Source organism: Lentzea sp. NPDC004789, from assembly GCF_053601075.1.
This window is the reverse complement of record NZ_JBSGBE010000007.1, coordinates 441,395-461,611: the sequence shown is the minus strand read 5'-3', so window position 1 is coordinate 461,611 and position 20,217 is coordinate 441,395. Positions and strand designations below refer to the sequence as shown.

The window sequence follows — 20,217 nt, the reverse complement described above, 5'->3', positions numbered from 1 at the left end:
GGTCTTGCTACTCAAAGGAATACTCCTGACGAGGAGTATTCATATTACTGGCTGTGTTTCGGCACGCTGTTGAGTTCTCAAAGAACACGCGCTCATCATCACGAGGCCGCCACACGGCGACTCGATCCGAGGCTGTGTCGTACTTAAGCTTTTGGTTTGAAACTTCCGACGCCCTTGGCCTCTGAGCTCAGACGAGCTACCGGCTGGGTCTTCATCGTTTCGCGGTCACCCACTCTACCACAGTCCGTGGAAGCTTGGTTCGTGACCCTCGCCGCACTCCGTTCCGGTGTTCCCGGCCCGTTCCGCGCTGGCAGAGAGAAAGTTACACGCACGCCAACTCGGGGTCAAATCGGGGGCAGTCCAGTCACCTGCGATTAAGAAACCGCAGGTCAACAGCCCCGTACAGGACCCAGGAACACGCTATCGCAGGCCCGTTCCCCAGCACACTGTGACCGCGATCACAGCAAGAAAGATCGAAGGCCGCCGACCCGTGGTGGGGTCGACGGCCTTCGAGGACCAGAACGTGCAGGTCAGACCTCTACCTGGACGCTCGCGTTGTTGCGCTTGCCGCGACGCAGGACCAGCCACTTGCCGTGCAGCAGGTCCGACGACGAGGGCTTCCACTCCTCGTCGGTCACCTTCGCGTTGTTCACGTAGGCGCCGCCCTCGTTGACCGTGCGCCGCGCGGCACCCCGGCTGTCGGCGAGCCCCGACGCCACCAGCAGGTCGACGATCGTGGGCTCGTCGGCCAGGCGCGCCGTGCCCTTCGGCGCCTCCGCCAGTGCCGCCTCCAGCACCGACTCGTCGAGCTCGCGCAGCTCGGCCCGGCCGAACAGGGCGGAGGAGGCCAGCTGCACCTGCTGCGTGGCGCGCTCGCCGTGCACCAGGTCCGTGAACTCCTGCGCGAGCCGCTTCTGCGCGGCACGCTGGTGCGGCGCCTCCGCGGTCTGCTTCTCCAGCTCGTCGAGCTCCTCCCGCGAGAGGAACGTGAACAGGCGCAGGTAGTTCAGCACCGTGACGTCGTCGACGTTCACGAAGTACTGGTACCAGGCGTACGGCGAGGTCATCTCCGGATCGAGCCACACGCGCCCGCCGCCGGTGGACTTCCCGAACTTGCGGCCCTCGGCGTCGGTGACCAGGGGCGCGGTCAGGGCGTGCACCTGCTTGCCCTCGACCCGGCGCACCAGGTCGACGCCGCTGACGATGTTGCCCCACTGGTCGGAGCCGCCGATCTGCAACGCGGTGCCGTATCGGCGGTTGAGCTCCAGGTAGTCGTTCGACTGCAACAGCACGTAGCTGAACTCGGTGTACGACATGCCGTCGGTCTCAAGGCGGCGCTTCACGGTCTCGCGGGACAGCATGACGTTGACCGAGAAGTGCTTGCCGACGTCGCGCAGGAACTCGAGCGCGCTGACCTGGCCGGTCCAGTTCAGGTTGTTCTCGACGATCGCACCCGTCGGCGAGTCGTCGAAGTGCACGAACCGTTCCAGCTGGCCGCGGATCCGGTCGGCCCACTCGGCGACGGTGTCGAGCGAGTTCAGCGTGCGCTCACCGGTGTCGCGCGGGTCGCCGATCATGCCCGTGGCACCGCCGGCCAGCACGATCGGCCGGTGGCCCGCCATCTGGAAGCGCTTGAGCATCAGCAGCGGGACCAGGTTGCCGGCGTGCAGCGACGGAGCCGTCGGGTCGAAACCGCAATAGAGGGTGAGCGGGCCGGCGTCCAGGTCCTTCCGGAGAGCGTCGAGGTCGGTGGACGTCGCGATCAGGCCGCGCCAGGCAAGTTCGTCAAGGATGTGCTCGCTCACGCCCCTCATTGTCGCCTACCAGGTCGAACGGGTTTCCACCCGGTACGCGCACGGGTAACCGGCCGCTATGACGGAGCCACGTGACGAGTTGCGGCGGCCCACTGAGCGCATGCCGCGCGTGAACGAGCCGGTGGTGGAGGAGGTCGTCGAGCGCGACGACACCTACCGCAGGGTACGGACGGTGCAGACCATCTGCGCAGTCATCGATGTCGTGTGCTGGATGTTCGCCATCGTGCTGTTCGTGCACATCTTCCTAGTCGTGGCCGACGCGAACGCCACCAACGGGTTCTTCCAGTTCGTCGCGGGCTGGGCGAGCGGGATCACCCTCGGCCTGGACGGTCTCTTCACGCCGGGCAACCAGAAGATGGCCGTGCTCTTCAACGAGGGCTTGGCCGCGATCCTGTGGTTGGTCATCGGCGCGTTGCTGACGAACCTGATCGCACGGCTGGCGCTGCCGGCCGAACATCGGCGCGCCTGGTACCGCCGGACCGTACGGCCGTAAAAGAATGGCGGGGTGGCCGAGTACGAGTTCGACGTCGCCCCGTCGTTCGCCGAGCAGGACCGCGCGCAGGTCGAACCGATCGTGCGGCGCCTGGAGGAGCTCGGCGTCAAGGTCTACTACGACGAGGACCAGGTCGTCGCGCGCTGGGGCCTGGACCTCGTCGAACACATCGTGGAGACGTTGACGCACAAGGTCCGGTACGTGCTGATGTTCGCCTCACGGCACTACGTCGGCCACAAGTGGGCGCAGCACGAACGACGGACCGCGCAGGCACGCGCGTTGGAGCTGCAGAACGAGTACGTGCTGCCGATCAAGCTCGACGACACCGAGGTGCCGGGACTGCTGTCCACCATCGGGTTCCTGGACCGGCGCAAGCACACCGTGGACGTCATCGCGCAGGCGGTCGTGGAGAAGCTGGCCCAGCACCGCGCCGAGTTCACCACCCGCACCCCGATCACACCTCAGGCCGTTGCGGCGCTCGCGCAGGAGAAGCCGCACGGCTGGGAGTACCTGCTGTACGTCGGCGTGGTGCTGCAGGGCCTGAAGAAGCTGGAGGGCAAGTACCGCGAGCACTTCCTGCGGTACGCGCCGCGCAACGGGACCGTCGAGCACGGCAGCGGGTTCGGGCTCATCCAGGACCGGAACGTGCTGCTGAACGAGATCGTCAAAGTCGCGGTCGAGACGGTGTTCACCGAGCAGACCCAGGAGGCCGCGTTCGGGCCGCCGGGAGATCCGGACCGGATCGTGCACCTCGGTGAGCTGTTCGTGCGGACCTTCGACGAGATCCTGGAGTGGGCGCGGGACATCCACGGCACCAGCTACGCCGTCGACGAGGCCCGCGCGGCCGCCCGGCTGCAGGCGCGGTTCGCCGACCAGCAGCTGCGCGCCATGCACGACGTGGCGCGGGACCTGAGCAAGATCGCGGACACGCTGGTCGAACGGCGGACCGCCGGAGAGCCGATCAACATGACCGTGCCGCTGGTGTTCGAGGTGGATCCCGAGCTGGAGCGGCAGTTCCGGGATTCGCTCCAGCGGCTGTCACGCTGACCTGCGGCGTTTCCCCCCGCGCTTGTACGTCGACACGGCAGGCGAGTCGATCCAGAACCGCCACGGCACGTCCATCGCCACCGCCACCCCGACGCGCGGGCCGGAACGGACGTCCGTCGCCGGTTCACCCGCGTACAACCGCACCGGTGAGTCGGGCGAGGTCAGGTCGACGCCGTTCTGCGAGCGGTCCAGGCCGAGGACCTTGCACAGCCGCGCGGGGCCCTTGGCCAGTTCGGCGGCCGAGCGGGAGGCCGGGCGGCGGGAGAACGCGACGTCCTCGCCGTCGACCACCTCCCCCGCGCGCAACAGGACCGCGCCGGGCACGCCGTCGGTCAACGACACCACGTTGGCGCAGAAGTGCATGCCGTAGACGAAGTAGACGTACAGGAAGCCGGCCGGGCCGAACATGACCTCGTTGCGCGGGGTTCTACCGCGGTAGCAGTGGGACGCGGGGTCGTCGCCGCCCCGGTACGCCTCCACCTCGACGATGCGCACGCGCACGTCGCCCGCTTCCAGGAAAGAACCCAGCAGGAGCTGGGCGGCATCGACCGGGTCGATGGCCAGCTCCTGCCTGGTCAGCTGCCTAGAACTCACGTGCCTCCGCAACGCGGGCCAGCAACGCGTCCAGCTGCTCGCGCACGCGTTCCGGGGCGGTGCCGCCATGGGCGTTGCGGGACGCGATGGAACCCTCGACGGTGAGCACCGAACGGACCTCGGGGGTCAGCGCGGGCGAGATCGCGGCGAACTCGGCGTCGGTCAGCTCCTCCAGACCGACGCCGCGGGACTCCGCGGCACGCACGCAGGCGCCAGCGGCCTCGTGCGCCACGCGGAACGGAACGCCTTGGCGCACCAGCCATTCCGCGATGTCCGTGGCCAGCGTGAATCCGGCGGGGGCCAGCGACGCCATGCGCTCGACGTCGAACTTCAGCGTCGCCACCATGCCCGCGAACGCCGGCAGCAGCAGCTCCAGCTGCTCGACCGAGTCGAACAGCGGCTCCTTGTCCTCCTGCAGGTCGCGGTTGTAGGCCAGCGGCTGGGCCTTCAACGTCGCGAGCAGCCCGGCCAGGTTGCCGATCAGGCGGCCCGACTTGCCGCGCGCGAGCTCGGCCACGTCCGGGTTCTTCTTCTGCGGCATGATCGAACTGCCGGTGGACCAGGCGTCGTCCAGCACCGCGAACCGGAACTCGGCCGTGGTCCAGATGATCACCTCCTCGGCCACCCGCGAGAGGTTCACGCTGATCATCGCCAGCACGAACGCGATCTCGGCCGCGAAGTCGCGGGAGGCCGTGCCGTCGATGGAGTTCTCGACCGGGGCGTAGAAGCCCAGGTCCGCGGCCACCTTCGCGGGGTCGAGGCCCAGCGACGAACCGGCCAGGGCGCCAGAGCCGTACGGGGAGAACGCGGCGCGCTTGTCCCAGTCGTGCAGGCGGTCGACATCGCGCAGCAACGCGTGCGCGTGCGCCAGCAGGTGGTGCGACAGGAGCACCGGCTGCGCCGACTGCAGGTGCGTGCGGCCCGGCATCACGGCGCCGAAGTGCGTCTCGGACTGCGCCGCGAGCGCGTCGACCACGTCCAGCACGCCGGCGGCGACCCGACGGGCGGCGTCGCGCAGCCACATGCGGAACAGGGTCGCGACCTGGTCGTTGCGGGACCGGCCGGCGCGCAGCTTGCCGCCCAGCTCGACCCCGGCGCGGTCGATGAGGCCGCGCTCCAGCGCCGTGTGGACGTCCTCGTCCTCCAGGACCGGGGTGAACGCGCCCGACTCGACGTCGGCCAGCAGTTCGTCCAGCGCCTTCTGCATGCCGGCGAGCTCTTCGTCGGTCAGCAGACCCGCGGCGTGCAGCACACGGGCGTGCGCGCGCGAGCCGGCGATGTCGTACGGCGCCAGACGCCAGTCGAAATGCGTCGACAGCGACAGCCGGGCCATCGCCTCGGCCGGTCCCGACTCGAACCGGCCACCCCACAAAGAACTCATTGCACGCAACTCTCAGCTAGCGAAGTCGTAAAGAGATTCTTCCGAACGGGCGACGAGCCCGACCACGCGCCCCTCGTACAGCGCGATGTCGACCTCGCCGCAGCCCGACGGCAACGCCATCCGCGCCACCCGCACCGCGACGGAGCCGAGGCTGGACCTGACCACGCCGGCCCGGAAGTTGAGCTCGCGGATCGCCTCGGCCGGGGTCAGGGTCTCGCCGTCCACCGCCACCGGCACGCCGGCGTCGAAGGTGAGGACGGCGTGCACGGGGTCATTCATCGCCGGAGCCCGAGGCCAGCGAGGCGATCCGCTCGGCGAGCTCGGCGCCGGTCATCGGTTCGCGGGCCACGACGAGGATCGTGTCGTCACCGGCGATCGTGCCGACGACCTCGTGCAGCGCCGCGCGGTCCAGGGCCGAGGCGAGGAACTGCGCGGCACCGGGCGGGGTCCGCAGCACGGCCAGGTTCGCGGACGAGTCGGTCGAGACCAGCAGCTCGCCCAGCACTCGGGCGAGCCGCGTCGTGCCGCCCTGCACCCCGCGCACGGGGCTGCCGTCCTCGGGGATCACGTAGATCGGCGCACCGCCGTCGGGACCGCGCAGCTTCACCGCGCCGAGCTCGTCGAGGTCGCGCGACAACGTGGCCTGGGTGACCTCGATGCCTTCCGCGGCCAGGAGTTTCGCGAGCTCGGACTGGCTGCGGATGACGAGCTGGCTGACCATCTCGACGATGCGGCCCTGCCGTGCGGTGCGGGTCATGACGACTGCTCCAGCAGCCACACGAGCAACGCCTTCTGGGCGTGCAGACGGTTCTCTGCCTCCTGCCACACCAGCGACTGCGGTCCGTCGAGCACGTCGTCGGTGATCTCCCAGCCGCGGTGCGCCGGCAGGCAGTGCAGCACGGTCGAGTCGGGCTTGCCCGTGGCGGCCAGCAGCGAGGCGTTCACCTGATACGGCCGGAACGGGCCGACGCGGTCCTTGCCGTCGTTCTCCTGGCCCATGGACGTCCACGTGTCGGTGACCAGCACGTCGGCGCCGTCGACGGATTCGAGCGGGTCGCTGATCAACGACACCGAACCTCCGGTCTCGGCGGCGCGCTTCTTCGCGTCCTCCAGGAACTGCGGGTTCGGCACGAACGACGCCGGCGCGCCGATGCGGACGTGCATACCGGCCGTGGCACCGCCCAGCAGCAGCGAGTGCGACATGTTGTTGGCGCCGTCACCCAGGTATGTCAACGTCAGACCGGCCAGCTTGCCGTACCGGCGGCGAATGGTCTGCAGGTCGGCGAGGACCTGGCACGGGTGGAACTCGTCGGTCAGCGCGTTGACGACTGGAATGCGCGAAACCGAGGCCATCGCGTCGATGCGCGCCTGCGCGAACGTCCGCCACACCACGGCGTCGACGTACCCGGACAGGATGCGGGACGTGTCCTCGATCGTCTCCTCGCGGCCCAGCTGCATCGACCGGCCGTCGATGATCACCGGGTTGCCGCCGAGCTGCGCGATGCCGACCTCGAACGACAGCCGGGTGCGCGTCGAGTTCTTCTCGAAGATCACCGCGACGGACTTGGGGCCCGCCAGCGGCTTCGCGGTGAACCGGTCCGCCTTGTAGGCGTCCGCGAGGTCGAGGACCGCCGCCTGCTCCTCGGTGGTCAGGTCGTCGTCCCGCAGGAAGTGCCGCAGAGTCACTGCTGCTCCTCAAAGAAAGTCGGCAGCGCGGCCACGAACGACAGCGCGTCGGATTCGTCCAGGATCAGCGGCGGCGCCAGGCGGATGACGTAGGGCTGGATCGGGTTGATCAGGTAGCCGGCCTGCTGCGCGACCGCCGCGGCCTTCGCCGAGACCGCCTCGCGCAACGTGATGCCGAGCAGCAGCCCGGCTCCCCGCACCCCGGAGATCGCCGGGTGGTGCAACGCCTCCACCCCGGCCGCGATCTCCTTGCCCACGGACGAGGCGTGCTCCAGCAGGCCTTCCGCGGCGATCGTGTCGAGCACCGCGAGAGCGGCCGCGCAGCACACGGGGTTGCCGCCGAACGTGGTGCCGTGGTGGCCGGGCTGGAACAGGTCCGCCGCCGCGCCGAACCCGATGGTCGCGCCCAGCGGCAGACCGCCGCCGATGCCCTTGGCCAGCGTGATGACGTCCGGCACGATCCCGGCCTGCTGGAAGGCGAACCACGTGCCCACCCGGCCGATGCCGGTCTGCACCTCGTCCAGGATCAGCAACGCGCCGTGCTCGGCCGTGATCCGCCGCGCCTGGTGCAGGTAGCCCTCCGGCGGCACGACGACGCCCTGCTCGCCCTGGATCGGCTCGACGATGAACGCCGCCGTGTCGTCGTCGATCGCGGCTTCGAGTGCGGCCACGTCACCGAACGGGATGTGCGAGACGCCGGGCACCAACGGTTCGAACGGCGCCTTCTTGCCGGGCTGGCCGGTCAGCGACAGCGCGCCCATCGTGCGGCCGTGGAAGCCGCCGATGGTCGCCACGACCTTGGTGCGGCCGGTGCGGCGCGACATCTTGAGCGCCGCCTCGTTCGCCTCGGCGCCCGAGTTGCAGAAGAACACCTTGCCGTGCACGCCGGACAGGTCCAACAGCCGTTCGGCCAGCTGCAGAGCGGGTTCGTTCACGTACAGGTTCGACGTGTGGCCGATCGTGGAGATCTGCCGCGTGACCGCCTCGACGACCTTCGGGTGCGCGTGTCCCAGCGCGTTGACCGCGATGCCGGTCAGCAGGTCGAGGTAGCGCTTGCCGTCGGTGTCCCAGACGTAGGCGCCCTCACCGCGCTCCAGCGCGAGCTGAGGGGTGCCGTAGTTGTCCATCATGGACTGTTGCCATCGCGAGGTCACTTGTCCCCCAACACCATCGTGCCCACACCAGAGGAGGTGAAGACTTCGAGCAACACCGAGTGGGCCAGCCGGCCGTCGATCACGTGCGCCTGCGGGACGCCGCCGCGCACCGCGCGCAGACAGGCCTCCATCTTCGGCACCATGCCGCTTTCCAGGTCCGGCAGCATCTTCTCCAGCTCGGACGCGCGGACCTGGTTCAGCAACGACGACCGGTCCGGCCAGTTCGCGTACAGGCCTTCGACGTCGGTCAGCACGACGAGTTTCTCCGCGCCCAGCGCCACCGCCAGCGCACCCGCCGCCGTGTCCGCGTTCACGTTGTGCGGCACGCCGTTGACGTCCGGCGCCACCGACGACACGACCGGAATCCGGCCGGCACGCACGATGTCGAGCACCGAGTCCGGGTTGACCTCGGTGATGTCGCCGACGAGACCGATGTCGACCTCTTCGCCGTCGACGAGCGCGCCGCGGCGCGTGGCCGTGAACAGGTGTGCGTCCTCACCGGAGATGCCGACGGCGTACGGTCCGTGCTGGTTGATCAGCCCGACGAGCTCGCGTCCGACCTGACCGACCAGGACCATCCGCACGACGTCCATGGCTTCCGGGGTCGTGACGCGCAGGCCGCCGCGGAACTCGCTGTGGATGCCGAGCTTGTCCAGCATCGACTTGATCTGCGGACCGCCACCGTGCACGACGACCGGACGCAGGCCGCACAGCCGCAGGAACACCATGTCCTCGGCGAACGCCTTCTTCAGCTCGTCGTCGATCATGGCGTTGCCGCCGTACTTGACCACGACGATCGCGCCGCGGAAGCGCTGCAACCACGGCAGCGCCTCGACGAGGACCGCCGCCTTTTCCTGTGCGTTCATGAGGAGTACGCGCTGTTCTCTTCGACGTAGTCGTGGGACAGGTCCGTGGTCAGCACGGTGGCCTCGGCGTCACCGACGTTGAGGTCGATGACGATCTCGATCTCGCGGCCGGACAGGTCGGCCTCACTTCGGTCGCGGTCGCGGGTTCCGTTGCGGTACAACGACACGCCGTTGATCAGGATCTGCAGCACGTCCGGGTCGATCTGGGCGTCCGCGCGGCCCAGCGCCATCGCGATGCGGCCCCAGTTCGGGTCGCTGCCGAACAGCGCGGTCTTCACCAGGTTGTCCTCGGCGACCGTCCGTCCGATCAGGACGGCCTCGGCCTCGGTGGCCGCCTGCCTGACGGTGATGCTGATCTCCTTGGTCACGCCCTCCGCGTCCCCCTGCAGCTGCTTGACCAGGTCGCCCGCGACCTCGGTCAGCAACGCGGTGAAGTCCTCGAACGACGGCTCGACGCCGGACGCACCGGACGCCAGCACCAGCACCGTGTCGTTGGTGGACGTGCCGCCGTCGACGTCGAGGCGGTCGAACGTCCTGGAGGTGGCCGTGCGCAACGCCTGGTCGAGCTGCTCGCCGGAGATCTTCGCGTCGGTCGTGATCACCGACAGCATCGTGGCGAGGTTCGGGGCGAGCATGCCCGCGCCCTTCACGAACCCGCCGACCGACCAGCCCTGCTCGGACGCCTTCCACGACTGCTTGGGGCGGCTGTCCGTGGTCATCACACCGGTGGCGGCGTTGAGACCGGCCTGGTCCGTGGAGTCCAGCTCCTTCACGACGTTCTCGACGCCGGTGAGGATCTTGTCCATCGGCAGGCGCTCGCCGATCAGGCCGGTGGAGCAGACCGCGACGTCGACCGCGCCGGTGCCGAGCACCTCGGCGACCTTCTCCGCGGTGGCATGGGTGTCCTGGAAGCCTTCCGGGCCGGTGCACGCGTTGGCGCCGCCGGAGTTGAGCACGACCGCGGTCAGTCGTCGGGACTGGATCACCTGCTGCGACCACAACACCGGCGCGGCCTTCACCTTGTTCGTGGTGAAGACACCCGCGGCGGCGTCAGAAGGCCCGTCGTTGACGACGAGCGTGAGATCGAGAGCGCCGGACTCTTTGATCCCGGCGGCGATCCCGGCGGCCCGGAAGCCCTGAGGTCCGGTGACGCCCTTGTTGCGGTTCACGGAGCGACTCCAACGGTCGAGAGGCCGGTCGTTTCCGGCAGGCCGAGAGCGAGGTTCATGCACTGGACGGCGGCACCAGCGGTGCCCTTGGCCAGGTTGTCGACGGCGGCCACGACCACGAGCCGGTTCAGGTCCTCGTCGACGGTGACTTGCATCTGGACGGCGTTCGAACCGAGAACGGCGTTCGTCGTCGGCCAGAAACCTTCGGGCAGCAGGTGGACGAACGGCTCGTTCGCGTAGGCCTTCTCGTAGGCCTCGCGAACGTTTGCGCCGCCGTCTTCGAGCGTGGCGGTGCAGGTGGCGAGGATGCCGCGCGACATCGGCGCCAGCACCGGCGTGAAGCTGACCTTGATCGGCCTGCCCGCGGCGGCGCTCAGGTTCTGGGTGATCTCCGGCGTGTGCCGGTGCGCGCCACCGACGCCGTACGCGCTGGCCGAGCCCATGACCTCGGAGCCCAGCAGGTTCGGCTTCAGCGACTTGCCCGCGCCGGACGTGCCGGAGACCGCGACGACGACGACCTCGTCCTCGATCAGGTCCACGGCCGGGGCCAGGGCGAGCGACGAGACCGTCGGGTAGCAGCCGGGGACGGCGACGCGGCGGGCGCCGGCGAGCCTGTCCCGCTGACCGGGCAGCTCGGGCAACCCGTACGGCCAGGAGCCCGCGTGCTCGCCGCCGTACCACCGCGTCCAGTCGTCAGCGCTGGTCAGCCGGTGGTCGGCACCGCAGTCGATCACCAGCGGGGCATTCTTGGCGTCGCCGAGTTGCTCGGCGATCTCGGCCGAGTGACCGTGTGGCAGTGCGAGGAACACCACGTCGTGGCCCTTGAGGGTGTCGGGTGTGGTGTCTTGGAGACGGCGGTCCGCGAGCGGCAGGAGGTGCGGCTGGTGCTTGAGCAACAGGTCGCCGGCGCTGCTGTTCGCGGTCAGCGCGCCGATCTCGACGTCCGGATGAGCCAGTAGCAGGCGGAGCAGCTCGCCACCCGCGTACCCGCTGGCGCCCGCGACCGCGATCCTCACTGTCATGCGCATGATTATGCACGGTCATGCAAACCCACTCAACCGGGAACGGCCACCTGGACGAGCGATCGAGGACAGGTGGCGCTGTGGCCGCGTTGCCCGGCTCGACCAAGATGAGCTGCGTGAACGCGAGGCTGCGCGACGGACTGTGGGCGGCGGGCGCCCTCCTGCTGGCACTGGTGACGCTGGTCGCACCCCTCGGCAGGCCCGGTCCGTGGTGGCTGATCGCGGCATCCGCGGTGTGGGCCGCCGCGCTGGTGCCGATCAGCGCGCGCTGGCCGCGGTGGGCGATCGTGCTCACGGCTCCTCTCAACGCGGTCAACAACCTGCTCGCGATCGCCCCGACCTCGCTCGTGGTCTTCCGCGCGGCCCGGTCCGTGCGTTCGCAGGGGCAGCTGTGGGCGTTGATCGGTGTCACCGCGGTGCTGCAGGCGGCGTTCGGCGGCCTGCACTCGTGGCGCGCCGGGGACGGCCCGGCCGAGTACCTGCTCGGCACCGCGTTCTCGGTGGTGTTCCTGCTGGTCTTCCCCGCGGTGGCGGGCGGGCTCGTCGGACGGCGCAAGCCGTTGACGCAGGTGCTGATGGAGCGCAACGACTACCTGGAACACGCGCGTGAGCTGACCGCGAGCACCGCACGGTCGGACACGCGCGCGCACATCGCGAGCGAGATGCACGACATGCTCGGCCATCGGCTCCGCCAGCTGACGGCGCACGCCGGGGAGCTGGCGCGTTCGGCCGCCGAGCAGGCCCCTGAGCTGCGTGAACAGGTCGAACTGATCCGCAGGACATCTGCTGTGGCGATGGACGAGCTGCGCGAGATCCTCGGTGTGCTCGGCGCGACCGAGGCCAGTGAGGACGCCGGTACGCGCGCAGACGTCGAACGACTCGTGGCCGCCTCGGCCGACGCGGGGGTCTCCGTGCACCTGGACTGGTCCGGTGACGATCTGGACGATGCCGACGCACGGCTCCGGAGAGCAGTGCATCGGGTCGTGCGCGAAGCACTCACGAACGTGCACAAGCACGCGCCGTCAGCACGAACACGCGTCTCGGTGCACGTCGGCGACCGAGTGCTCGTCGAGGTCGTCAACGGTCCCAGCAACGCACCCAGGGGCGGCGGCACCCGGCGCGGGCTCATCGGGCTGGAGGAACGCGTCGAGCTCATCGGCGGCTCGTTCGAGGCGGGACCGTTCGCGGGCGGGTTCCGGGTGGCCGCGGACCTGCCGTTGCACCCGGTGGTGCCGGAGGAGACAGGCGCGACCGGTGCCGTGGCGGAGGCGCCGCCGCCGATCACCGCCGAGATCCTGACCGTGCCGCGCGTGGTCGGCAGCGGGTGCCTCGCCGCGCTGTCGGTCGTCCCGGCGCTCGGCACGGCCTTCGTGGTGCTCATCGTCGCGATCTTCGGCCGCAGCGAGATCACCCGGCAGGAGTTCGACGCGTTCCGTGTGTCGGTCACACACACGGAGGAGGTCACCGAGACGTACGGCTTCGGCGTGCCGTCGGACCACTCCGGGTGCTACCGCTACCACGCGAAGGGCGAGTCCAGCCGCGACTTCGAGCTGTGCTTCGGCGAACGGGGCGTGCTGACGGCGAAGAGGGAGCTGGGCCGATGAGGTTCTTCTGGCCCGTCTTGGCGTTCGTGGTCGGCCTGGTGCCGTTGGTGGCCCCGGTCGCCCCGGTCCCGCATCCGGCGCTGACCGTCGCGTCCGCGGTGTGGATCGCGGTCCTCGTGTGGCTGGCTCCGCGCAAACCGGAGTGGGCACTGCTGCTCACCACACCGTTGTTCGCGGTCAACAACCTGATGACGATGGCCATCACCACGTTCGTCGTGTTCGCCACGTCCCGCCGCATCCCCCGGCTCGGCCGGTTGTGGGCGCTGCTGGCCGCGACGGCGCTGCTGCAGACCGGTTTCGGCCTCCTCGCGGTTCACGAGAACCAGCCGCTGTGGGAGAGCGCGCTCGGCGGGATCATCGGGTCGGCGTTCTTCGTGATCTTCCCCGCCGTCTCCGGCATGCTGCTGGGCCGCCGCCGCCCCGTGGTGCAGCTGCTGCAGGAACGCAACGAGTAACGCGCACGCGCCCTGACCGCCGCCTCCGCCCGTTCCGAGGAACGCGCGCACATCGCCGGCGAGATGCACGACATGCTCGGCCACCGGCTCAGCCTCATCTCCATCCACGCCGGCGCGCTGGAGCTCGCCACCGCCCGAAAGGCCCCGCAGCTGCACGAACAGGCCGAGCTGATCCGCACCACGTCGTCACTCGCGATGGCCGAACTGCGGGAGATCCTCGGCGTGCTGCGCACCAACCCGGAACCCGAGTCGCTCGACGAGGACACCGGCACCCGCTCCGACATCACCGCACTGGTCGCGAACTCCTCCGCAGCGCTCGACTGGTCCGGCGACGACCTGCACGGCGCCGATCCCCGCACCCGGCGCGCGGTGCACCGAGTGGTCCGCGAGGCACTGACCAACGTCCGCAAACACGCACCGCACGCACGCACCCGAGTGCAGGTCACCGTCCACGGCGGACGCGCACGGATCCAGGTGCTCAACGGCCCGTCCGACGCACCCCCCGGCAAGGGCGCCCGGCGCGGCCTGATCGGCCTGGAGGAACGCGTCGGCCTGCTCGGCGGGTCGTTCAGCGCGGGCGTCGCCCCGGAGGGCGGTTTCCGGGTGGCGGCGGACGTGCCGCTGCACCCCGCGTCCCAGACCGTCGCCGAGATCCGTGAAGTGCCGCCACCACCCGCGGCAGAGGTGCTGACCGTGCCGCGGGTGCTGGGCGGCGGGTGTCTCGGGCTTCTCGCGCTGCTGCCGATCAGCGGGGCGCTCATCGTGCTGGTGCTCTTCACGTTGCTCAACCCGACGCCGATGAACGCGTCGTACTTCGACTCGCTGCGGGTGGGCGTCACGTCCGAGGACGAGGTGATGGGTGAGTACGGGGTCGGCGAGCTCGGGGTGGACGGGTGCTCCCGGTTCCGGACGTCGCACGACGCCTCGTTGCTCTACAAGCTGTGCTTCCGGGACGGCAGGCTGCACTCGAAGGGGCAGGAGAGGCCCTAGCTGTTCTGACGGTCCGGGTCATTTCGTCGCCGCTTCGCGACGATTGCGATTGGGGCTTGACTTCGAGCCTCTGGCGAGATGCTTTTCGGCCTTCAAAAGCCGGGCATGAGGAGCCCGGCCGATCCGAACACGGTAGCATCTCGCACTCAAAGTCAGGCCCCAATCGCGTGGGCTGGGCACGTCATGACCGCTTACCAGGTCAGCATTAGGCCTTTTCGGGCTCGGCTTCGCCGTCGTGTGAGAGGTTCGGCGGGCAGTTCACACTTTCGTGTGCGGATTTAGCCGTTATTGTCTCGTGATCTTGCGGTAGAGTAGAACACGTGATCGAACCCGACCTTCCTCTTCTCTCCACCGGTGAGGCGCTGAGCCGCCTCATCGATGAGGTGGCGGATTTTCAGGCTCGTCAGTACGCGGTGATGTGCTTGGTTGCTGATTTGAATCAGCGTGGTGCCGCGAGCGAACTTGGGTACAAGGATTTGGCTCAGGTGTTGCAGCACGCGGTCCGCTGGAGCCGGAATACCGCCAAGCAGTGGATAGCGAATGCCGGGCTTCTCGGGTCGGGGATCACGCCGACCGGCAGTGAGATCGCGCCTGAGCTGCCGGTGACCGCGTCGGCGGCGGCCGAGGGTGCGCTGTCGATGGAGCATGTCGCGGTGGTGGCCGAGGTGATGACGAAGCTGCCCGCCGAGTGCGAGCAGACCGTGGTCGATCTCGCTCGCGAGCATGATCCGGTGGCGTTGCGGGCGATGGGCCGCAAGCTGGTCTACGCGCTCCTTCAGAACGATCCGGAACCACGCGATCCCGAACCCGCCCGGCAGGTCAACCAGCACGTCATGCGCTGGAAGAACGACCAGCTGGAGATCCGGGCGACGCTGGACAAGGTCACCGGCGCCAAGTACGAGGCGTTGATGGATCCACTGGCCAAGCCGCGTCCCACCACTGAGGCCGAAGGTCCTGATCCGCGCTCGCGTGCCGAGCGTGAAGGGGATGCGCTGGCTGAGCTGGTGGATCTGATGCCGCGTGCGGACCAGTTGCCCGAGCACGGTGGTGAGCCGGTCACGCTGACGGTGACCATGCGCTACAACGACCTGGCCAAGCAGGTGGGCCAGGGCATGCTGGACAACGGTGAGCGCATTCCGGCCGCCGAGGTGCGTCGCCTGGCCTGCAGCGCGGGGATCATTCCGCTGGTGCTGGGTGAGCGGTCGCAGCCGATGGACATCGGCCGCAAGACCCGCAGCTTCCCCGCCGGAATCCGCCGCGTCCTGGTCACTCGTGACAAGGGTTGTGCGTTTCCCGGCTGCGGCAGACCACCGAAACACTGCGACGCGCACCATATTCATCATTGGGCCAACGGTGGCGTTACGTCGGTCAAGAACGCGGTGCTCCTGTGCCGCCATCACCACACACTCATCCACCAGAGCGAGTGGGAAGTAAAAATGGTACACGGCATCCCGACGTTCTACCCACCCAGTTGGCTCGACCCTGATCGCAAACCAAGACGCAACCTCATAAACTCGGTCGCGTGACCGCCCCCACCCGTGGCGAAGCGAAGCGAGCCCGGAAAGTTCTAATGCCGACCCGGTAACCGGTCATGACGTGCCCAGCCCACGCGATTGGGGCTCGACTTTGAGTGCGAGATGCCACGCCCGGCTTTTGAAGGCCGAAAAGCATCTCGCCAGAGGCTCAAAGTCAAGCCCCAATCGCAATCGTCGCGAAGCGGCGATGACGCAACCAACGCTCGTCAGGTCCTGCGCAACCACCCACGCAACCCAGCCGTGACCGCCTAGGGTGGACCACCGTGATCCGAGTCCTCATCGCCGACGACGAGACGCTCATGCGCGCGGGCATCCGGCTGATCCTGGAGAACGACCCGGACATCACCGTCGTGGCCGAGGCGAGCGACGGCAAGCAGGCCGTCGAGCTCACCCGTCGGCACACCGTCGACGTCGCGCTGCTCGACATCCGCATGCCCGGCGGCGACGGCCTCAAGGCCGCGGAGGAGATCGCCAAGAGGGCCAACGTCGTCATGCTCACGACGTTCGGCGAGGACTCCTACGTGGCCCAGGCGCTCAAGGTCGGCGCCACCGGCTTCCTGCTCAAGGACACGCCGCCGCAGGAGCTGATCAACGCCGTCCGCAAGGCGGCGAACGGTGAGCCGATCCTCGCCCCGCAGATCACGAAGCGCCTGATCGAGCGCCACCTCACCGCCCCGGACGACGGGGCCGAAGCGCGCCGGAAGATCGGCACGCTCACCGACGCCGAGCGCACCGTGCTCAAGCTGGTCGGGGAAGGGCTGTCCAACACCGAGATCGGCGAGCGGCTGTACCTGGCCACCGGCACGGTGAAGGCGCACATCAGCCGGATTCTGCCCAAGCTGGAGTGCGCCAACCGCGTGCAGGCCGCCATCGTCGCCCACGACGCCGGGCTCACCCGCTCGTGAAGCGGTCCAGTGCTCGGATCTTGTTGGTGGCGTCCAGGGCGGCGACCTTGTAGGCCTCGGACAGCGTCGGGTAGTTGAACACCGTGTCGACGAGGTAGTCGACCGTGCCGCCGCAGCCCATCACGGCCTGGCCGATGTGCACGAGGTCCGTGGCGCCGGTGCCGAACACGTGCACGCCGAGGATCTTGCGGTCCACAGTGGACACCAACAGCTTGAGCATGCCGTACGCGTCGCCGACGATCTGGCCGCGCGCGAGCTCGCGGTAGCGCGAGATGCCCACCTCGTACGGGACCGCGGACGAGGTCAGCTCGGCTTCCGTGGCACCGCAGTAGGAGATCTCGGGGATCGTGTAGATGCCGATGGGCTGCAACGCGGTCAGCTCGTGCACCGGCTCGCCGAACGCGTGGTAGGCGGCCAGGCGGCCCTGGTCCATCGACGTCGCGGCCAGGGCCGGGAAGCCGATCACGTCACCGACGGCGTAGATGTGCTCGACCGGCGTGCGGTAGTGCTCGTCGACCGAGAGCCGGCCGCGGTTGTCCGCCTCCAGGCCGGCGGCGGCCAGGTCCAGGTGCTCGGTGGTGCCCTGCCGGCCCGCCGAGTACATGACGGCGGCGGCCGGGATGCGCTTGCCGGAGGCCAGCTGCGTGACGGTGCCGCCCTCGGACACCTGGACGTTCACGACCTTCTCGCCGAAGCGGAACGTGACGGCGAGGTCGCGCAGGTGGAACTTCAGCGACTCCACGATCTCCGGGTCGCAGAAGTCCAGCATCCGCTCGCGCTGCTCGACGACCGTGACCCGGCAGCCGAGGGCGGCGAACATCGACGCGTACTCGATGCCGATCACGCCGGCGCCGACGACCACCAGCGACGACGGGATCTCGGTCAGCGCGAAGACCTCGTCGGAGTCGAGGATGCGCTCCTCGTCGAAGTCCACCACGGACGGACGCGCCGGTGTCGTGCCGGTCGCGATGACGATGTACTCACCGCTGATCGTCGTCCGGTCGCCGCGGTGACTTCCTTCCACCGCAACGGTGTGCGGGTCGACGAAGCGGCCGAAGCCGTTCAGCAGGTCGATGCCGTTGCGGTGCAGCTGCGCGCGGACGACCTGGACCTCCCGGCCGATCACGTGCTGCGTGCGGGCCATCAGATCGGAGATCGTGATGTCCTGCTTGACGCGGTAGCTCGCGCCGTACAGCTCGCGCTGGCTCATGCCCGTCAGGTACAGCACGGCTTCCCGCAGCGTCTTGGACGGGATCGTGCCCGTGTTCACGCAGACGCCGCCGACCATCTCCTGCTTGTCGATGATCGCCACGCGCTTGCCCAGTTTCGCACCCGCGATCGCGGCCTTCTGGCCACCGGGACCAGAGCCGATCACGATCAGGTCGTAGTCGTACGACGTCATGGCCGTCAGCCTACTAAGACGGATCCGATTCCACCCCTGAAAGAAAAATGAACCCTTCGGCGACAAGGTTCGTTCGTTGGGCCATGACCGAACTTCGCACCTTCCGTCTGCCCGAGAGCGTCACCGGCTCGGACGACGACGTCGAGCTCGGCCGCGGGCTGATCGAGGCCTGGCAGGCCGACGGGATCCTGCAGATCGCGACGGACGCGACGCAGGACCGCACGACAGCAGAAGCCATGGCAGCAAGCAGAAGGTTCTTCCACGGTCTGTCCCTGGAGGAGAAGTCGCGCTTGGTCAGCGACCTGACCTACGCCGGTTACATCGCGTCCGGAGAAGAGGTCACCGACGGTGTCGCCGACTACTCGGAGATCTTCACCGTCTGCAAGGACGTTCCGCTCGACGACTCGCGGGTCGTCGGCAAATGGCCGTGCCACGGACCGGTTCCGTGGCCCGACGACCTCTACCGCGACGCCATGCGGAACTTCATGGCGATGCTCGGCACGGCGGGCGAGAAGATCCTGAAGCTCACCGCACTGGGTTTCGGCCTCGACCTCGACACGTTCACCAGGCTCACCGCCGACGGCTGGCACCACATGCGGGTGCTCAGGTTCCCCACCAGGTCAGACGCGGCCGACCGCGGCATCGGCGCCCACACCGACTACGGCATGCTCGTCCTGGCCGCGCAGGACGACGTCGGCGGCCTCTACGTCCGTCCGCCGATCGAGGGCGAGCAGCGGCCGCGCAACTGGCTGCCCGACGAGTCCGCCGCAGGGTGCTTCCAGGACGCGGAGGGCTGGACGTTCGTCGAGCCGGTCCAGCACGTCTTCACCGTGTTCCCCGGCGACATCCTGCAGTTCCTCACCGGCGGCAAGCTGCTCTCGACCCCGCACAAGGTCCTGCTGAACACGCGCGAGCGGTTCACCATGGCGTACTTCCACGAACCGAACTTCGAGGCCGTCGTGCGCCCGCTCGACGACCCGGACGGCGACGACGTGATCCACTACGGCACGCACTTCACCAACATGTTCATGCGCTGCTACCCCGACCGCGTCACCACGAGGCGGATCCTCGACGAGGACCGGCTCACCGTGCTCAGCGAACTCCGTTCTGGGGCTCGTCGGTCCCGAACGGGATGATCAGGTCGAGCAGGCGGGCCGCGGCGCGGTACTCCGCGACGCGGTCCGCGAACGGCCGCCGCACGATCTTCTCCACGGTGTCCTTCGACAACCGCTCGTAGGCGGGAACCGTGTCGTGGCTGAGGAAGTCCCAGCGGGCCACCCGGTCCGCGTAGTTGAACGCGGGCAGCGGACCGCCGAACAACGGCCGGTACTGCGCCGGCGTCCTGCCTCCCGGCACCGGCATCGGACCGGCAACGGTGATCGCGTACGTGACGACCTCGCCGGGCGGCAGCAACCTCGACCGCATCCGGTCGAACTGGTCGGCGATCACCAGGTTCTGCTCGCGGGACGAGAACGCCATGACCGCCCGCGCCGGCTCGGCCCACGCAGCGGTGGTGTCCGGGTCGATGATCCCCGCGGCGCGCATCTCCTCCACGGCCTCGACCCCGCCGTGGAGGTAGGCGGCGTGCATCGCGCCGAGGTCCATGAAGATGTGCTTCTGCATGGACATCAGCATCGAGGAGAACCAGCGCAGCTCCGGCACCGTGCCGAAGTCGAGCATGCCGGCGGCGAACGCGGGCGCGCCGATGTTCGCGAATCCCATCCACCGCAACGTGTCCGGGTGCTGCAGGTAGAGCCTGGCGTAGAAGTCGTAGACGGCGAAGATCACCGCGCGGTTGGCCTCCGCGCCGCGCTGCGGGTCCCAGTCGGCCAGCGTGACGCCCGCGTCCTCGGCGGCGCGCACGATCCAGTACTGCCACAGCAGGGCCTGGAACCTGGTCGGCGCAACGCCCTTGGCGCGATGGCGGTTCAGCGCGGCCTCCAGCACGGCCCGGTCGTACGGCAGGTCGGGGTGCACCCCACCCCGTTGTTCGCCGTTTCCGTTGGACAGCGGCAGATCCAGGTAGTCCACCGTGTCCGCCCTGGTGGCGCCCATGCTGGTGAGCACGAGCGCCGCCACAACCATGAGCACGCGCATGAA

At 68.9% G+C, this 20,217-nt stretch carries 20 protein-coding genes; 8 read left to right on the top strand and 12 right to left on the bottom strand.

Going from position 1 to position 20,217, the window contains the following annotated elements; translation table 11 throughout:
* Positions 1 to 530: 530 nt before the first annotated feature.
* Positions 531 to 1,805, bottom strand: coding sequence for a tyrosine--tRNA ligase (tyrS, locus tag ACWEIJ_RS19790; RefSeq protein WP_449838612.1), 1,275 nt, complete (start codon positions 1,803 to 1,805; stop codon positions 531 to 533).
* Between the two features lie 67 nt (positions 1,806 to 1,872).
* Between tyrS and ACWEIJ_RS19785 the strand changes: the two genes are divergently transcribed.
* Complete coding sequence (locus ACWEIJ_RS19785) at positions 1,873 to 2,307, top strand: hypothetical protein (RefSeq protein WP_449838611.1); 435 nt, start codon at positions 1,873 to 1,875, stop codon at positions 2,305 to 2,307.
* A 12-nt stretch (positions 2,308 to 2,319) separates the two neighbouring features.
* Entirely contained in the window at positions 2,320 to 3,354 is a 1,035-nt protein-coding gene (locus ACWEIJ_RS19780; RefSeq protein WP_449838610.1) for a toll/interleukin-1 receptor domain-containing protein, read from the top strand.
* On the opposite strand, the gene ACWEIJ_RS19775 is transcribed toward ACWEIJ_RS19780, so the two are convergent.
* The 9 genes from ACWEIJ_RS19775 to argC are packed head-to-tail and all read right to left on the bottom strand — an operon-like array spanning position 3,346 to position 11,226.
* Complete coding sequence (locus tag ACWEIJ_RS19775) at positions 3,346 to 3,948, bottom strand: DNA-3-methyladenine glycosylase (protein WP_449838609.1); 603 nt, start codon at positions 3,946 to 3,948, stop codon at positions 3,346 to 3,348. The two genes, ACWEIJ_RS19780 and ACWEIJ_RS19775, sit on opposite strands and share 9 nt — an antisense overlap.
* Entirely contained in the window at positions 3,938 to 5,329 is a 1,392-nt protein-coding gene (argH, locus tag ACWEIJ_RS19770) for an argininosuccinate lyase (protein ID WP_449838608.1), read from the bottom strand. The genes ACWEIJ_RS19775 and argH overlap by 11 nt, the downstream gene beginning before the upstream one ends.
* A 12-nt stretch (positions 5,330 to 5,341) precedes the next feature.
* Positions 5,342 to 5,608, bottom strand: coding sequence for an argininosuccinate synthase (locus tag ACWEIJ_RS19765; RefSeq protein ID WP_449838607.1), 267 nt, complete (start codon positions 5,606 to 5,608; stop codon positions 5,342 to 5,344).
* Entirely contained in the window at positions 5,601 to 6,086 is a 486-nt protein-coding gene (locus ACWEIJ_RS19760; protein ID WP_355456078.1) for an arginine repressor, read from the bottom strand. Before ACWEIJ_RS19760 ends, ACWEIJ_RS19765 begins: the two co-directional genes overlap by 8 nt.
* On the bottom strand, positions 6,083 to 7,015 hold the full coding sequence (gene argF, locus ACWEIJ_RS19755) for an ornithine carbamoyltransferase (protein WP_449838606.1): 933 nt from the start codon (positions 7,013 to 7,015) through the stop codon (positions 6,083 to 6,085). Before argF ends, ACWEIJ_RS19760 begins: the two co-directional genes overlap by 4 nt.
* The gene (locus tag ACWEIJ_RS19750) at positions 7,012 to 8,145 is read right to left on the bottom strand and encodes an acetylornithine transaminase (RefSeq protein WP_449838631.1); all 1,134 of its coding nucleotides are present in this window, start codon (positions 8,143 to 8,145) and stop codon (positions 7,012 to 7,014) included. The genes argF and ACWEIJ_RS19750 overlap by 4 nt, the downstream gene beginning before the upstream one ends.
* Positions 8,146 to 8,165: 20 nt before the next feature.
* On the bottom strand, positions 8,166 to 9,035 hold the full coding sequence (argB, locus tag ACWEIJ_RS19745; protein WP_449838605.1) for an acetylglutamate kinase: 870 nt from the start codon (positions 9,033 to 9,035) through the stop codon (positions 8,166 to 8,168).
* Positions 9,032 to 10,204: a bifunctional glutamate N-acetyltransferase/amino-acid acetyltransferase ArgJ gene (gene argJ / locus ACWEIJ_RS19740; RefSeq protein ID WP_449838604.1), complete on the bottom strand. Its 1,173-nt coding sequence runs from the start codon at positions 10,202 to 10,204 to the stop codon at positions 9,032 to 9,034. Before argJ ends, argB begins: the two co-directional genes overlap by 4 nt.
* Complete coding sequence (gene argC / locus ACWEIJ_RS19735; protein ID WP_449838603.1) at positions 10,201 to 11,226, bottom strand: N-acetyl-gamma-glutamyl-phosphate reductase; 1,026 nt, start codon at positions 11,224 to 11,226, stop codon at positions 10,201 to 10,203. The genes argJ and argC overlap by 4 nt, the downstream gene beginning before the upstream one ends.
* A gap of 80 nt (positions 11,227 to 11,306) precedes the next feature.
* On the opposite strand from argC, the gene ACWEIJ_RS19730 reads away from it, so the two are divergent.
* From ACWEIJ_RS19730 to ACWEIJ_RS19710, 5 genes are all read left to right on the top strand, one after another.
* A complete protein-coding gene (locus ACWEIJ_RS19730) occupies positions 11,307 to 12,830 on the top strand; it encodes a sensor histidine kinase (protein ID WP_449838602.1) in 1,524 nt (507 codons plus the stop codon).
* Complete coding sequence (locus tag ACWEIJ_RS19725; RefSeq protein ID WP_449838601.1) at positions 12,827 to 13,285, top strand: hypothetical protein; 459 nt, start codon at positions 12,827 to 12,829, stop codon at positions 13,283 to 13,285. Before ACWEIJ_RS19730 ends, ACWEIJ_RS19725 begins: the two co-directional genes overlap by 4 nt.
* A gap of 12 nt (positions 13,286 to 13,297) precedes the next feature.
* Positions 13,298 to 14,275: a sensor histidine kinase gene (locus ACWEIJ_RS19720; RefSeq protein ID WP_449838630.1), complete on the top strand. Its 978-nt coding sequence runs from the start codon at positions 13,298 to 13,300 to the stop codon at positions 14,273 to 14,275.
* Between the two features lie 320 nt (positions 14,276 to 14,595).
* Positions 14,596 to 15,801 carry a DUF222 domain-containing protein gene (locus ACWEIJ_RS19715; protein WP_449838600.1) on the top strand — a complete coding sequence of 402 codons (1,206 nt, stop codon included), beginning with the start codon at positions 14,596 to 14,598 and terminating at the stop codon, positions 15,799 to 15,801.
* A gap of 272 nt (positions 15,802 to 16,073) precedes the next feature.
* Complete coding sequence (locus ACWEIJ_RS19710; RefSeq protein WP_449838599.1) at positions 16,074 to 16,715, top strand: response regulator; 642 nt, start codon at positions 16,074 to 16,076, stop codon at positions 16,713 to 16,715.
* Here the strand turns inward: ACWEIJ_RS19710 and sthA are convergent.
* Positions 16,702 to 18,117 (bottom strand): Si-specific NAD(P)(+) transhydrogenase, encoded by a 1,416-nt coding sequence (gene sthA, locus ACWEIJ_RS19705; protein WP_449838598.1) that lies wholly within the window; start codon positions 18,115 to 18,117, stop codon positions 16,702 to 16,704. The genes ACWEIJ_RS19710 and sthA overlap by 14 nt on opposite strands.
* Before the next feature lie 83 nt (positions 18,118 to 18,200).
* Between sthA and ACWEIJ_RS19700 the strand changes: the two genes are divergently transcribed.
* Positions 18,201 to 19,253, top strand: coding sequence for a 2OG-Fe(II) oxygenase family protein (locus tag ACWEIJ_RS19700; RefSeq protein WP_449838597.1), 1,053 nt, complete (start codon positions 18,201 to 18,203; stop codon positions 19,251 to 19,253).
* Here ACWEIJ_RS19700 and ACWEIJ_RS19695 read toward each other — a convergent pair.
* A complete protein-coding gene (locus tag ACWEIJ_RS19695; protein WP_449838596.1) occupies positions 19,210 to 20,214 on the bottom strand; it encodes a hypothetical protein in 1,005 nt (334 codons plus the stop codon). The genes ACWEIJ_RS19700 and ACWEIJ_RS19695 overlap by 44 nt on opposite strands.
* Between the last annotated feature and the right edge of the window lie 3 nt (positions 20,215 to 20,217).

Bases quoted from the DNA above. Each gene is read 5' to 3' on its own strand.
- ACWEIJ_RS19785 (WP_449838611.1), top strand. From the start codon at position 1,873: ATGACGGAGCCACGTGACGAGTTGCGGCGGCCCACTGAGCGCATGCCG.
- argH (WP_449838608.1), bottom strand. From the start codon at position 5,329: ATGAGTTCTTTGTGGGGTGGCCGGTTCGAGTCGGGACCGGCCGAGGCG.
- ACWEIJ_RS19765 (WP_449838607.1), bottom strand. From the start codon at position 5,608: ATGAATGACCCCGTGCACGCCGTCCTCACCTTCGACGCCGGCGTGCCG.
- ACWEIJ_RS19760 (WP_355456078.1), bottom strand. From the start codon at position 6,086: ATGACCCGCACCGCACGGCAGGGCCGCATCGTCGAGATGGTCAGCCAG.
- ACWEIJ_RS19750 (WP_449838631.1), bottom strand. From the start codon at position 8,145: ATGATGGACAACTACGGCACCCCTCAGCTCGCGCTGGAGCGCGGTGAG.
- argB (WP_449838605.1), bottom strand. From the start codon at position 9,035: ATGAACGCACAGGAAAAGGCGGCGGTCCTCGTCGAGGCGCTGCCGTGG.
- argC (WP_449838603.1), bottom strand. From the start codon at position 11,226: ATGACAGTGAGGATCGCGGTCGCGGGCGCCAGCGGGTACGCGGGTGGC.
- ACWEIJ_RS19725 (WP_449838601.1), top strand. From the start codon at position 12,827: ATGAGGTTCTTCTGGCCCGTCTTGGCGTTCGTGGTCGGCCTGGTGCCG.
- sthA (WP_449838598.1), bottom strand. From the start codon at position 18,117: ATGACGTCGTACGACTACGACCTGATCGTGATCGGCTCTGGTCCCGGT.
- ACWEIJ_RS19700 (WP_449838597.1), top strand. From the start codon at position 18,201: ATGACCGAACTTCGCACCTTCCGTCTGCCCGAGAGCGTCACCGGCTCG.
- ACWEIJ_RS19695 (WP_449838596.1), bottom strand. From the start codon at position 20,214: ATGCGCGTGCTCATGGTTGTGGCGGCGCTCGTGCTCACCAGCATGGGC.